This window comes from Tropicibacter oceani, assembly GCF_029958925.1.
In the GTDB taxonomy this organism is placed as follows: domain Bacteria; phylum Pseudomonadota; class Alphaproteobacteria; order Rhodobacterales; family Rhodobacteraceae; genus Pacificoceanicola; species Pacificoceanicola oceani.
On record NZ_CP124616.1, the window covers coordinates 2364597 to 2376831 of the forward strand.

General features: G+C 64.1%; 15 protein-coding genes. All 15 read left to right on the top strand.

All coding sequences use genetic code 11. The features are described from left to right. Nucleotides 1-6 precede the first annotated feature (6 nt). On the top strand, nucleotides 7-390 hold the full coding sequence (locus QF118_RS11420; protein WP_282299187.1) for a hypothetical protein: 384 nt from the start codon (nucleotides 7-9) through the stop codon (nucleotides 388-390). Nucleotides 391-614: 224 nt separating this feature from the next. Then, on the top strand, nucleotides 615-980 hold the full coding sequence (locus tag QF118_RS11425) for an NADH-quinone oxidoreductase subunit A (protein WP_282299188.1): 366 nt from the start codon (nucleotides 615-617) through the stop codon (nucleotides 978-980). Then, nucleotides 971-1504, top strand: a complete 534-nt coding sequence (locus QF118_RS11430; protein WP_282299189.1) for a NuoB/complex I 20 kDa subunit family protein — start codon at nucleotides 971-973, stop codon at nucleotides 1502-1504. The genes QF118_RS11425 and QF118_RS11430 overlap by 10 nt, the downstream gene beginning before the upstream one ends. Then, nucleotides 1501-2094: an NADH-quinone oxidoreductase subunit C gene (locus QF118_RS11435; protein ID WP_282299190.1), complete on the top strand. Its 594-nt coding sequence runs from the start codon at nucleotides 1501-1503 to the stop codon at nucleotides 2092-2094. Before QF118_RS11430 ends, QF118_RS11435 begins: the two co-directional genes overlap by 4 nt. Continuing rightward, entirely contained in the window at nucleotides 2094-3314 is a 1221-nt protein-coding gene (locus QF118_RS11440; protein ID WP_282302467.1) for an NADH-quinone oxidoreductase subunit D, read from the top strand. Before QF118_RS11435 ends, QF118_RS11440 begins: the two co-directional genes overlap by 1 nt. Nucleotides 3315-3418: 104 nt before the next feature. Then, a complete protein-coding gene (locus QF118_RS11445) occupies nucleotides 3419-3721 on the top strand; it encodes a hypothetical protein (RefSeq protein ID WP_282299191.1) in 303 nt (100 codons plus the stop codon). Nucleotides 3722-3779: 58 nt separating this feature from the next. Next, nucleotides 3780-4982, top strand: a complete 1203-nt coding sequence (locus QF118_RS11450) for an NADH-quinone oxidoreductase subunit E (RefSeq protein WP_282299192.1) — start codon at nucleotides 3780-3782, stop codon at nucleotides 4980-4982. A gap of 31 nt (nucleotides 4983-5013) precedes the next feature. Next, the gene (locus QF118_RS11455; protein ID WP_282299193.1) at nucleotides 5014-6039 is read left to right on the top strand and encodes a helix-hairpin-helix domain-containing protein; all 1026 of its coding nucleotides are present in this window, start codon (nucleotides 5014-5016) and stop codon (nucleotides 6037-6039) included. Nucleotides 6040-6158: 119 nt separating this feature from the next. Next, a complete protein-coding gene (locus QF118_RS11460; protein ID WP_282299194.1) occupies nucleotides 6159-6833 on the top strand; it encodes a hypothetical protein in 675 nt (224 codons plus the stop codon). Nucleotides 6834-6845: 12 nt separating this feature from the next. Then, complete coding sequence (locus QF118_RS11465; protein ID WP_282299195.1) at nucleotides 6846-7067, top strand: DUF5337 domain-containing protein; 222 nt, start codon at nucleotides 6846-6848, stop codon at nucleotides 7065-7067. A gap of 4 nt (nucleotides 7068-7071) precedes the next feature. Further along, nucleotides 7072-8370 carry an NADH-quinone oxidoreductase subunit NuoF gene (gene nuoF, locus QF118_RS11470; protein WP_282299196.1) on the top strand — a complete coding sequence of 433 codons (1299 nt, stop codon included), beginning with the start codon at nucleotides 7072-7074 and terminating at the stop codon, nucleotides 8368-8370. 213 nt (nucleotides 8371-8583) lie between these two features. Continuing rightward, nucleotides 8584-9072, top strand: coding sequence for a hypothetical protein (locus QF118_RS11475; RefSeq protein ID WP_282299197.1), 489 nt, complete (start codon nucleotides 8584-8586; stop codon nucleotides 9070-9072). Between the two features lie 95 nt (nucleotides 9073-9167). After that, complete coding sequence (locus QF118_RS11480) at nucleotides 9168-9518, top strand: hypothetical protein (protein WP_282299198.1); 351 nt, start codon at nucleotides 9168-9170, stop codon at nucleotides 9516-9518. A gap of 119 nt (nucleotides 9519-9637) precedes the next feature. Next, a complete protein-coding gene (locus tag QF118_RS11485; protein ID WP_282299199.1) occupies nucleotides 9638-10045 on the top strand; it encodes a DUF5333 domain-containing protein in 408 nt (135 codons plus the stop codon). A gap of 204 nt (nucleotides 10046-10249) precedes the next feature. Then, complete coding sequence (gene nuoG, locus QF118_RS11490) at nucleotides 10250-12235, top strand: NADH-quinone oxidoreductase subunit NuoG (RefSeq protein WP_282299200.1); 1986 nt, start codon at nucleotides 10250-10252, stop codon at nucleotides 12233-12235.

The window sequence follows — 12235 nt, forward strand, 5'->3', positions numbered from 1 at the left end:
GTCGCCATGCTGATCCAGATCGCCCATCTGTATGCAACGGCCTGCCTGACGGTCGTGTTCTTTCAGGTCGCGCTGATCGGCGGGGCGCCCCTGGGGGCCTATACCCAGGGCGGCCAACACAAGGGCCGTCTGCCACCGCGCAACCGCGTCATCGCGGCGCTGTCGATTCCGGTCCTGCTGGCGCAGGCGCTGGCGATCCTGTCGGCGGCGGGCTTTCCGGGGCTGGGCTGGCCCAGGTGTACGGGCTGGGCGGCGCTGGCCATGGCGCTGGTCACCATGCTGCTGAACCAGATCACGCCATCGCGGCGCGAACGCGCGCTTTGGGGGCCGATCACCATCGTGATGGCGGCGCTGGCAGGCTATGTCATGGTGGTTTCCCGGGGCGCATAACCCTGCGCGCCGCGACCCTTGGGCGCGGGTTTTCCGGCACGCAGATCGCCGCTGGACAGTATCCGTTTGTATGCAAAGGGAAAAACGCGCAAATATTCGCGAATATGCATTTATTATCAGGCCATTGAAACTGCCGCAGCCTTGTTGACCCCGCAGGCGGGTAGGGATAAGTCAGGCCTGAACAGCCGCGTGCGCGCCGCGCGCCAACCTGAAGGAGCCGCCTCGTGGAAGAGATGCTGCGGGAATACCTTCCCATCCTCGTTTTTCTGGCCATTGCCATCGGGCTTGGCATTATCCTGATCCTTGCCGCCATGATCCTTGGCGTGCGCAACCCGGATCCGGAAAAGGTTTCGGCCTATGAATGCGGGTTCAACGCCTTTGACGACGCCCGGATGAAGTTCGATGTCCGGTTCTACCTGGTCTCGATCCTCTTCATCATCTTCGATCTTGAAATCGCCTTTCTGTTTCCCTGGGCCGTGGCCTTCAAGGACATCAGCATGGTGGGCTTCTGGTCGATGATGGTCTTCCTCGGGGTGCTGACCATCGGCTTTGCCTACGAATGGAAGAAGGGGGCGCTGGAATGGGAGTGATGACAGGGGTCAACACTGCTGGTCCCGACCGCGAGGTCGCCACGCAGGAACTGAACCGCGAGCTGCAGGACAAGGGTTTCCTGCTGACCTCGACCGAGGACATCATCAACTGGGCGCGCACCGGATCGCTGCACTGGATGACCTTTGGTCTGGCCTGCTGCGCGGTGGAAATGATGCACACCGCCATGCCGCGCTATGACATGGAACGCTTTGGCACCGCGCCGCGCGCCTCTCCGCGTCAATCCGACCTGATGATCGTGGCCGGCACGCTGACCAACAAGATGGCCCCGGCGCTGCGCAAGGTCTATGACCAGATGCCTGAGCCGCGCTATGTGATCTCGATGGGGTCCTGCGCCAATGGCGGGGGCTACTACCACTATTCCTACAGCGTCGTGCGCGGCTGCGACCGCATCGTGCCGGTCGACGTCTATGTGCCGGGCTGCCCGCCCACGGCCGAGGCGCTGCTGTACGGCATCATGGCCTTGCAGAAAAAGATCCGCAGAACGGGGACGCTGGTACGATGAACGAACTCGGAACCCATATCGAGCTGAAACGCCCCGATTGCGTGCTGGGCTGGGCCGTCACCCATGGTGAGCTGACCATCGACGTGGCGCCCGCGAACATCCGTGGCCTGGTCGAGTTTCTCAAGACCGATTCCACCTGCAAGTTCACCAGCCTGGTGGACATCACGGGGGTCGATCACCCCGAGCGCCCCAAGCGGTTCGACGTGGTCTATCACTTCCTGTCGATGTACCAGAATCAGCGCGTGCGCCTGCGGGTGTCGATCCGCGAGGATGAAATGGTGCCTTCGATCACCTCGGTGCATCCGTCGGCCAACTGGTTCGAGCGCGAAGTCTTTGACATGTTCGGCGTGATCTTTTCCGGCCACCCGGACCTGCGCCGCATCCTGACCGACTACGGTTTCCGCGGCCACCCGCTGCGCAAGGATTTCCCGACCACGGGCTATACCGAAGTGCGGTACGACGAAGAGCAGAAGCGGGTTGTTTATGAGCCGGTTTCGCTGGTTCAGGAATACCGCCAGTTCGATTTCATGTCTCCCTGGGAGGGTGCAAACTACATCCTGCCCGGTGATGAAAAGACGGAGGCCAAATGATGGACGGCTCCAAAGGTTTCGATGACGCCCTGACGGGCGAGCAGAAGATCCGCAATTTCAACATCAACTTCGGGCCCCAGCACCCCGCCGCGCACGGCGTGTTGCGCATGGTGCTTGAGCTGGACGGCGAGATCGTCGAACGCGCTGACCCGCATATCGGGTTGCTGCACCGCGGTACGGAAAAGCTCATGGAGAGCCGGACTTACCTGCAGAACCTGCCGTATTTCGACCGGCTGGATTACGTGGCGCCGATGAACCAGGAACACGCCTGGTGTCTGGCCATCGAAAAGCTGACCGGCACCGTGGTGCCGCGTCGCGGCAGCCTGATCCGCGTGCTGTTCTGCGAAATCGGCCGGGTGCTGAACCACCTGCTGAACGTGACCACGCAGGCCATGGACGTCGGCGCGCTGACGCCGCCGCTCTGGGGCTTTGAGGAACGCGAAAAGCTGATGGTGTTCTACGAACGGGCCTGCGGCGCACGTCTGCACGCGGCCTATTTCCGCCCCGGCGGTGTTCATCAGGACCTGCCGCCGGCGCTGATCGACGATATCGAGACATGGGCGAATGAATTCCCCCGCGTGCTCGAGGACATCGACGGCCTGCTGACGGAAAACCGCATCTTCAAGCAGCGCAACTGCGATATCGGTGTGATCACCGAAGAGGAAATCAACGACTGGGGTTTCTCGGGCGTCATGGTGCGGGGCAGTGGCCTGGCATGGGATTTGCGCCGCGCGCAACCCTATGAATGCTATGACGAATTCGAATTCCAGATCCCCGTCGGCAAGAACGGCGATTGCTATGACCGCTACCTGTGCCGGATGGAAGAAATGCGCCAGTCGGTGCACATCATCCACCAGGCCATCGCCAAGCTGCGTGCGCCGGACGGGCAGGGCGACGTTCTGGCCCGGGGCAAGCTGACCCCGCCGAAACGCGGCGAGATGAAGACCTCGATGGAGGCGCTCATCCACCACTTCAAACTGTATACCGAGGGTTTCCACGTCCCCGAAGGCGAGATTTACGCCGCGGTCGAGGCGCCCAAGGGCGAATTCGGCGTCTATCTGGTGTCGGACGGGTCGAACAAACCCTACCGCGCCAAGCTGCGCGCGCCCGGCTTCCTGCACCTGCAGGCGATGGACCACGTGTCCAAGGGGCACCAGCTGGCCGACGTGGCCGCGATCATCGGCACGATGGACGTGGTGTTCGGAGAAATCGACAGATAAGGGGCGGGGCCATCAGGCCCCGTTCGGCCATGACGACACCGGTCTGCCCGGGCAATGCCCTGGCAGCGGTGCCCCAGGGACCAAGTGACTACGAGGGATCCGTAATGAAAAAGATGTTTGCCGCCTTTGCCGCGCTGTCGCTGATCGCGGCCTGTGTCCCGCCCGAGGGTGTCACCCCCGAGGACCTGGCCGCCTTTGATCAGGCGGTGGCGTCGATCGGATGCGAATTGAACACGGAAACCGACTATCTGCCGGTCGAGCTTCAGACCGGGATGACCCGCGAAAAGCTGATCCAGGTCGCCCAGTACAAGGTCACCCTCGAAGAGGCCGTGTCCCTGCCCAGCGGCGGCGTACGCTCGATCGTCGGGGCCTGCGCGCCCAAGGCGGAAACCCCGGCCCAGGCCTGAGACTTAATGATCCCGCGCCGCCATCAGGGCGGCGCGCAACTTTCGGAGAACGTGCCCGATGCTGCGCCGTTTGCACAAAGAACAACCTGACTCCTTTGCCTTTACCCCGGACAACCTGGCCTGGGCCGAGGCCCAGATCACCAAGTATCCGGCCGGCCGCCAGGCCAGCGCGGTGATCCCGCTGCTGTGGCGCGCCCAGGAACAAGAGGGCTGGCTGACCCGCCCGGCGATCGAAAACGTCGCCGACATGCTGGGGATGCCCTACATGCGGGTGCTCGAGGTGGCGTCGTTCTACTTCATGTTCCAGCTGCAACCGGTTGGGTCCGTTGCGCATATCCAGATCTGCGGCACCACGTCCTGCATGATCTGCGGCGCCGAGGACCTGATCGCCGTCTGCCGCGAAAAGATCGCCGCCAAGCCGCATGCGCTGTCCGCCGATGGCAAGTTTTCCTGGGAAGAGGTCGAATGCCTTGGTGCCTGCACCAACGCGCCGATGGCCCAGATCGGCAAGGATTATTACGAGGATCTGACCGCCGACAAGCTGCGCGCCCTGCTGGACGCGCTGGCCAAGGGCGAGGTGCCGCAGGTCGGCCCGCAGAACGGACGCTTTGCGGCGGAACCCAAGGGCGGGATCACCTCGTTGACGGAATACGTCAATGCCTCGATCAAGCTGAACGCCAGCGCCCAGTTGGCAGACGAGATCGGCGATACGGTCAAGCGCATTGACGGCAACGAAGTGCCGCTGCGCGCGCCCTGGGGCAATGCCTCGGCGACCAGCACGACGGGTGAACCCGCCGAGCAGCCCAAGCCGTCGGCAACGCGCCCGGCGGATGCCACCGGGATCGACAAACGCGAGGCCGCGGCCAGTTCCAAGGCCAAGCCGGCGGGCAAAACCGGCGCCGATGCCGATGCCGCGACCAAAGTCGCACAGGCCCCGGCCGCAGCGGCGGCTGAAGGTGCCCAAAGCCCGGGCCGCAAGCCCGAAGCGCTGGCAGAAGCACGCGGCGGCAAGGCCGATGATCTCAAGCAGATCAAGGGCATAGGCCCGAAACTTGAAAAGCTGTGCAACCGTCTTGGCTTTTACCACTTTGACCAGATCGCCGCCTGGAGCGACGAGGAAGTGGCCTGGGTGGATGCCAATCTCGAAGGCTTCAAGGGCCGCGTGACGCGTGACGCCTGGGTTTCCCAGGCAAAAACGCTGGCATCGGGCGCAGAAACCGAGTTTTCTAACCGTGTCAAGAAAGGGGACGTCTACGAATAGACGCCCATGATACGGGATAGGGAGTGATCGGATGAGTGACAACACTGGTGGAACCTGCGCGATGAAGTGCTGGGGGACGGCGGCCATACTGGGGCTGTTCGTCTTGATCCTGACGGCTGACAAGGGGCTGTTTCCGGCGCTAGTTCTGGGGCTTTTGACCCTTGGGGGGCTGGGCCTGTTGTTCACCTGGCTGTTCTGCGCCCCGGTGGCAAAGCTGGGCGAAGGCCAGTCCAGATCCGCCGGGTCCGGCGCTGCGCCTGCCGCATCGGCGGCGGTTGCGCGGTCCGGTGCAGGTTCTGCATCCGGGGCGGTTGCCAGCGGTTCCGCAGCTGCGTCCAGCGCCGCCGCTGCCGCAACTCCGAAACCCGAGCCAGTGACCAAGCCCGCCGCCGACGCGGCCAAGGCCGAGGACAGCGCGGAAGGCGCCAAGGACAGCGCCGCAGACGATGAGGCGGCTGCCTCTGAGGCCCGGGACGTCGCCACGGCAGAGGCCAGCGCATCGGTCATTACCGCCTCCAAACCTCTTGCCGGGCAAGAGGAGCTGGCCACACGCAAGGGCAGCTGGAAATACGAGGGTGAAGCTGCGGCCGACGCCAAGCCCGCCAAGGCCAAGCCTGCCGCGAAATCCAAACCCAAGGCGAAAGTCGACAAAACCAAGGCCGACAAACCCAAGGCCAAAGCGGCCAAGGCAACAGATCCGGCCCCCTCGGGCGCGGATCAGGACAATGTCGACCGCGACGGAGATGGCAAGATCGAAGGCGTGAACGAGGGCTCCAAGCCCGAAATGCTGACCGGTCCGCGCGCGGGCGGGGCGGACAACCTCAAGGAAATCAAGGGGATCGGTCCCAAACTTGAAAAGCTGTGCAACAGCCTTGGGGTCTATCACTTTGACCAGATCGCCGCCTGGACCAGTGACGAGCTGGCTTGGGTCGATTCGAACCTGGCCGGGTTCCGTGGCCGCGCGACGCGTGACGACTGGGTTGGCCAGGCCAAGGTGCTGGCGGCCGGCGGCGAGACCGAGTTCTCGAAGCGGGTCGAAGGCGGCAAGGTTTACTAAGCCTGCGACGACAACGGGTCTTGCGTGGCGATCCGGCCCATGCGAGGCCCGGCAAGGCCCCGGGGCAGGGGACGGCCGTGTGACGGGACTGCCCAAGTGTGATTGTAAAGGAATATGACGTGACCAGAATGACCTCCGGTTTGCCGATGGCGGATTTCACCCCGATGATCGCCCTGTGGGGCCATCAGGCCAAAACGCTGATCGAATGGAATTGCATGGTCACCCAGGCCGCGCTTGAACTGCCGCTGAGCGTGGCACAGGGGCTGCGCAACGAAGCCGTGGCAAAGCCCGCTTCGGCGGCCAAGCCGACACCCGCTGCACCGCAAGCCAAGGTCGAGGCTGCAAAGCCCGCTCCGGTTGCCAAGCCCGAGCCTGCGGCCAAGGCGACACCCGCTGCGCCGCAAACCAAGGTCGAGGCTGCCAAGCCCGCTTCGATTGCCAAGCCTGCCCCGGCGGCCAAGGCCGAGCCGGCGGCCAAAGCAGCGCCCGCTGCGCCGCGAGCCAAGGTTGAGGTTGCCAAACCGGCTCCGGTTGCCAAGCCCGCTCCGGTTGCCAAGCCCGAGCCTGCGGCCAAGCCGACACCCGCTGCGCCGCAAGCCAAAGCCGAGACCGCAAAACCCGCTCCGAAGGCCAAGACGTCCAGGCGGGCGGCCAAGCGGAAGGCAGCAAAAGCGGCAGGCGCTGCAGCCAAACCCCAGGCCGCTGCCAAGACAGCCGCCGCCGCCACGCCTGCCGGTGCGAAAACCACCGCCGCGCGTGCCGATGGCGTGGACAAAACCGCTGCCAAGGGGTAACGGACAGGGGCGATGACCGTGGGCAAACCGGATCTTGAGAAAACCGGGCGCAAGATTGCGCTGGTGATTGCCGGAACCGGTGTGGCCTGGGTCGCCGTCAACGCGCTTGGCGCCGCTCTGGGCTGGACCCCGAGGACTTTGGCCCTGTTCGACCTGGTGGCGGTTGCCGCCTTCGGATGGGCGATCTGGATGATTTACGGACTCTGGCGCGCGCGCCAGCAGAAACAGGACTAAGAGCATGCTGCAGGATCAGGACCGCATCTTTACCAACATCTACGGGATGCACGACCGCACCCTGGACGGCGCCAAAAAGCGCGGCCATTGGGATGGCACGGCCAAGATCATCCAGAACGGGCGCGACTGGATCATCGACCAGATGAAGGCCAGCGGCCTGCGCGGCCGCGGCGGCGCGGGTTTCCCGACCGGTCTGAAATGGTCCTTCATGCCCAAGGAAAGCGATGGTCGCCCGTCCTACCTGGTGATCAACGCCGACGAATCCGAGCCGGGCACCTGCAAGGACCGCGAAATCATGCGCCACGATCCGCATACGCTGATCGAAGGGGCGCTGATCGCGTCGTTCGCGATGCAGGCCCATGCCTGCTATATCTACATTCGCGGCGAATACATCCGCGAGAAAGAAGCGCTGCAGGCCGCGATTGACGAGGCTTATGACGCCGGTCTGCTGGGCAAGAACGCCGCGAAATCCGGCTGGGATTTCGACCTGTACCTGCACCACGGCGCGGGCGCCTATATCTGCGGCGAGGAAACCGCGCTGCTGGAATCGCTCGAAGGCAAGAAGGGCATGCCCCGGATGAAGCCGCCGTTCCCGGCGGGATCGGGCCTGTATGGCTGCCCGACCACGGTGAACAACGTCGAATCCATCGCCGTTGTGCCGACCATCCTGCGTCGCGGGCCGGAATGGTTCGCGGGCTTTGGTCGCCCCAACAACGCGGGCACCAAGCTGTTCGCCATCAGCGGCCACGTCAACAACCCCTGCGTCGTCGAAGAGGCGATGTCGATCAGCTTTGAAGAGTTGATCGAAAAGCATTGCGGCGGCATTCGCGGCGGTTGGGACAACCTCAAGGCGGTGATCCCCGGCGGATCGTCCGTGCCTTGTGTGCGCGGCGAAAAGATGCGCGACGCGATCATGGATTTCGATTACCTGCGCGGCGATCTTGGCTCGGGCCTTGGCACGGCGGCGGTGATCGTGATGGATCAGTCGACCGACATCATCAAGGCGATCTGGCGTCTGTCCAAGTTCTACAAGCACGAAAGCTGCGGCCAGTGCACGCCCTGCCGCGAGGGCACCGGCTGGATGATGCGCGTCATGGACCGTCTGGTCAAAGGCCAGGCGGACGAGGAAGAAATCGACATGCTGTGGGACGTGACCAAGCAGGTCGAAGGCCACACCATCTGCGCGCTTGGCGACGCCGCGGCCTGGCCGATCCAGGGCCTGATCCGCAACTTCCGCGACGAGATCGAGGATCGCATCAAGGCGCAGAAATCGGGCAAGATCAGCGCCGTCGCGGCCGAGTGATCCACGGCGCGGCGCGTGGCCGCCTGACAGACAGGGAAGGGGGCGCGGCGTAAGGCTGCGCCCTTTTTCTTTGCGACGGCGCGGGCGCGCATCGGGCGTTCAACGGCTTGTTTCCCGAAATGCGACAATTTTCGTGAAATCTGTGTTAGACTGCCCTTTGTAATCCTGCGCGGCGCCGCGCGGGACCCGGATATTGAGCCGATAGGGGGTCGTATGACACAAGTTTTCGGGGCCGGTTCGGCCCGCAAGGTATTCATGACTGTGGCGATGGGTCTGGCCCTTGCCGGCTGTGGCCAGATGCAACTGGGCGTGTTCAACACCAAGGGCCGGATCGCGGAACAGGAACAAAGCCCGATGTCGGTGGCCACCTTCGGTCAGACGGCGGTGGAACTGGACGGCGTGCGCTATCTGTACGACTACACCGCCACCGGCCAGCCGATGGTGCCGCACGCCACCGAGGACGCCCTGTCCGAAGTGCTGGTCCCGGGCGAGGCGCGCGCGCCGATCCTGCGCATTGGCCGGGCGGATGGCACGCCGATGACCCAATCGACCAAGGGGCACAGCCTTCAGGTCGCGACGTTCCTGTGCTCTGAGCATCCCGAATGGCCGCGCACCGTTCTGCCCGCGGCTGGGCAATCGGCGCAAAGCACCCCGGACTGGGTTGCCGATGGCCATTGGCACGTGGTGCGCCCTTGCGGATAGGCCGCGTGCGGGGCGCGTTGCGCAACTCGGCTTGACCATTGCCGCCCCAATGGCGAGACTGCGCCAAATCAAAGGGTTGAGCCGGGGAAAAGCTGATGATGCGCATTGTGATTCTGGGAAGTCTGGTTCTGACCCTGTCGGCCTGCGGCAGCGGGCTGGGGGATCGCTTTGGCATTGGCAAGGGAACCGAATTCTTTGACGGGCAGCGCTATTCCGGCAGCGCCAAGGCCGACCGCAGCGACCGGTCGCATTTCGTGGCCTCGGTCCGGCCGGTCTCGGCCTCTTTTGACGGGGCGATCGAAGCGGCCCGCTACGAGGGCGTGCAGCACTGCATCAAGTATTACGGCACCTCGGACATCGCCTGGGACGTGGGCCCCGACACCCCGCGCGAGGCGCTGGTGATCGAGAATGACACGCTGACCTTCATGGGCACCTGCCAAGAGTGACGGTTGGCGGGGTTTCGCTGAAAATCCCGGATATCCAAGGGTTTGAAGGGGCTGCTATTGCATAACGGCGGCCCCTTTCGCACATCTGGGGCAATGTTTCGTAACAAGGAGGCGGCTAGATGCGCCTGATTCCCCGACTTGCGGCTACTGTGACCGTGACGACCCTTTTGCTGGCCGGTCCGCTGGCTGCCAAGACGCCCCTGTCCCAGGTGGACGAGATCGACAACGGCCTGATGGCCATCGCCATCGCCGATGAAATCCGCAACCGCTGTGATGACATCGGTGCCCGCATGATCAAGGCGCTGGCCACGATCAATGCGCTCAAGTCCCGGGCGCAGGCGCTTGGCTATACCGATGACGAGATCGAGGACTATGTGACCTCGAAGGCGGAAAAGGCCCGGATGCGCGAAAAGGCCACGGCCTTTCTGGCGGCGCAGGGCGTGAATGCCAAGGACACCAAGGCGCTGTGCGCCTTTGGCAAGCAGCAAATCGCGAAATCCACCGCGATTGGCGTGTTGCTGCACTGAAACGCCCGAACCGGGGTGGCTACGTGATCACACATTCATTCATGTGCATGTAACACCCCGGAAGCGCGGCGATTTTTCTCGGCTTTATGGAGTATAACTGCTGGCGTCTCGGCGCCAGCCGCGCTAGAACCCGCCCGACCACGGCCCCTTAGCCGCAAGTGCTGATGTGGGCTGTGCCTGCCATGGCAACTGAAGGGCTCGGGCATGTCCGATTTGCGCAAGATCATCATCGACGGCACTCAGGTGGAAGTGGACGGGGCTATGACCCTTATCCAGGCCTGCGAAGAGGCCGGGATTGAAGTACCCCGTTTTTGTTACCACGAACGGCTGTCCATCGCGGGCAACTGCCGGATGTGCCTGGTCGAGGTTGTTGGCGGACCGCCAAAACCCGCCGCCAGCTGCGCCATGCAGGTCAAGGACCTGCGCCCGGGGCCGGAAGGGCAACCGCCCGTGGTGAAAACCAACTCTCCCATGGTCAAGAAGGCCCGCGAGGGGGTGATGGAGTTCCTGCTCATCAACCACCCGCTGGATTGCCCGATCTGCGACCAGGGCGGCGAATGCGACCTTCAGGATCAGGCGATGGCCTATGGCCTGTCGAATTCGCGTTTCACCGAAGCCAAGCGTGCGGTGGATGACCTGGACCTTGGTCCGCTGGTCGCCACGACCATGACGCGCTGCATTTCCTGCACCCGCTGCGTGCGCTTTACCACCGAGGTCGCCGGCATCACCCAGATGGGCCAGACCGGCCGCGGCGAAGACAGCGAGATCACCTCGTACCTGAACCAGACGCTTGATTCGAACCTGCAGGGCAACATCATCGACCTGTGTCCGGTGGGCGCGCTGACCTCAAAGCCCTATTCCTTTACCGCCCGCCCCTGGGAGTTGACCAAGACCGAATCCATCGACGTGATGGATGCGCTTGGCAGCAACATCCGGGTCGATACCAAGGGCCGTGAAGTGATGCGGTTCCTGCCGCGCAACCATGACGGCGTGAACGAGGAATGGATTTCCGACAAGACGCGCTTTGTCTGGGACGGGCTGCGCCGTCAGCGGCTGGATCGTCCTTACGTTCGCGAGAACGGCAAGCTGCGTCCGGCAAGCTGGGGCGAGGCCCTGGCCAAGGCGGCGGATGCGATCAACGGCGCCAAGGCGCTGGCCGGTGTGGTCGGCGATCTGGCCCCGGTCGAGGCGATCTATAGCCTCAAGCAGATGATCGAAGGGCAGGGCGGTGTTGTCGAATCGCGCACCGACGGCGCTCGGCTGCCTGCGGGCAACCGGTCGGCTTATGTCGGCAACGTCGCCATCGAGGATATCGACGCCGCTGATGAGATCATTCTGGTCGGTTCCAACCCGCGCGACGAATCGCCGGTGTTGAACGCCCGTATCCGCCGGGCCTGGGCGCGCGGCGCCAAGGTCGCGCGTATCGGTACGCCGGTCGATCTGACCTATGACGTGACCGAGTTGGGCACGGGCCGCGATGCATTGGCCAAGGTCAAGGCAGGCGAAAATGCCATCGTGATCGTCGGGCAGGGTGCCCTGACCGAAGCGGATGGCGCTGCCGTTCTGGCCGCTGCCATGGCGATTTCGGGCCGCATGCTGGTGCTGCACACCGCTGCCGCCCGCGTGGGTGCGCTGGACGTGAACGCGGTGAACGACAAGGGCATGGAGGCGGTGAGCGCCGCCGACGTGATCTACAACCTTGGCGCGGACGAGATCGAGATTGGGCAAGGCGCTTTTGTGATCTATCAGGGCTCGCACGGCGACCGCGGGGCGCACCGCGCCGACGTGATCCTGCCGGGCGCCGCCTATACCGAAGAACAGGGCCTGTTCGTGAACACCGAAGGGCGTCCGCAACTGGCGCTGCGCGCGGGCTTTGCCCCCGGCGAGGCCAAGGAAAACTGGGCCATCCTGCGGGCCTTGTCCGCAGAAGTGGGTGCAACCCTGCCGTGGGACTCTCTGGCGCAGCTGCGTCAGGCCCTGGTGGCAGAGGTTCCGCATCTGGCGCAGATCGACGAGGTCGTGGAAAACGCCTGGCAGGCCGAGCCTGCCGGCACCTTGGGCAACGCCGATTTCCGGTACGCGATCAAGGATTTCTACCTGACCAACCCGATCGCCCGGGCGTCCGAGCTGATGGCCGAACTGTCCAAGGGCGCCAAGGCACGGGCCGAGGCCCCGATCGCGGCGGAGTGA